This window comes from Geminocystis sp. CENA526 (assembly GCF_050753365.1).
GTDB lineage: Bacteria > Cyanobacteriota > Cyanobacteriia > Cyanobacteriales > Cyanobacteriaceae > Geminocystis.
Genome location: NZ_JBLZFY010000269.1, coordinates 1 through 1,470, shown reverse-complemented (window position 1 = coordinate 1,470; position 1,470 = coordinate 1). Strand labels below are relative to the sequence as shown.

Below are 1,470 nucleotides of genomic sequence, written 5' to 3'. Positions count from 1 at the left end.
GATCGAACCTTTCGTTATTATCAAATATAGAGAAATAAAAACTATGAATTTAAACTTCGGTGTGCAAAAACAACCCATTTACGGTACTTATGGAGAGTTTACCATAGAGTCAGAAGATAAAAAAATTACTGCCCAATATTTACTAACAAAAATGAAGCCGGGTGCAGAAAATACTTGGGAAAATACTTTAGCAGATCAGATGATTCCTTGGCGAGAAATTTTTAAAATAGATGAATTAACCTTTGATGAATTATTGCAAAGAGACTTAGACGACTCTAGGGTAGCCAATGATTTAATCCCCTATTTATTGGGTGAAAGTGGCTCAAATGCTCGTTTTTTTCCCCCAATTTTAGCAGTTTTAGCACCAAAAAGAATTGAAAAATCAGGTATTTTACCCTACTATCCTCCCCTTACAAATCACACCGATACATCCATCAGTTTTGGCAACTTATTTGAATTTGAAAAACACACCTTAGACGGAGAATTAACCCCTTTAGGAGTCTTAAAATATAATCAAAAACAAAGTGCTTTAATTATAGTTGATGGGCAACATCGGGCAATGGCAATTTTGGCACTACATCGCACCATTAATCAAAAATGGGGGGATAATAAATATGCCTCTTACTATAATCACTTACAAGTAAACCAAAATCAGATAAAAAACCTCGAATTACCCGTTTGTATCGTCTTTTTTCCTGATTTACACGAAAATAATCATACTTTTAAAGAAAAAGGCATTGACTTAAAAAGCGTCTGTCGAGAAATCTTTGTCGTAGTCAACAAAAATGCAAAACGCATTAGCCCATCAAGAGAATTATTATTAGATGATGAGGATTTAGCAGCGCGTATGATGCGTAATACCCTATCCCAGTTGAAAGACAGAGGAGAAAAGAATGCCTCCCTCGCGCGTATTTATTCCTTTGCCTTTGGTGATAGTCTTTCCGATGCGGATACCCGTAAAAGTGAAGTAGTTACAGGGCAATTAGAGTATTGTACAGCAGTGGCGTTGTTTAAAATTCATTGTGCCATCAGTTTCGGCATGAAAGATGCTTTTAATCTGATAGAATCAGGTAAAGATATTACTGATAAGCGTCGCATCAAAAATAAAGAGCGTTGTCAAGATTTATTAAAAGGTACAGAATTAGCTGAAAAATGGAATTATTTTGATCGATTTTCAGGAAAATATCACCCTTTACAACAAGTACAATTAGCTGTTAATTTATTAGGCAATTTAACAGATGTTGTTATTTTACCACTGTTCGATCGATTTATACCTTTTGCTGTTTATAATCAGGCAATGAGAGAAGTTTATCAACAATTGCAAAGCCCATTATTAAAAACAGAAGAAATCCATATTAAATCCTTTAACTTATTATTTGAAGGTAGCGCAGTTCAAGCTATATTTGAAGATCATGTTCATCGTTTAACAGATAAAATAAATAAATCTCAAGAAGAAGGTAAAACAGTTAG

The 1,470-nt window shown here is 33.9% G+C and carries 1 protein-coding gene; it reads left to right on the top strand.

The window, feature by feature from the left end; genetic code table 11:
* Nucleotides 1-43: 43 nt before the first annotated feature.
* Nucleotides 44-1,470: DNA sulfur modification protein DndB (locus tag ACN4EE_RS23305; RefSeq protein ID WP_431708894.1), on the top strand; the 1,427-nt coding region annotated here is incomplete at its 3' end.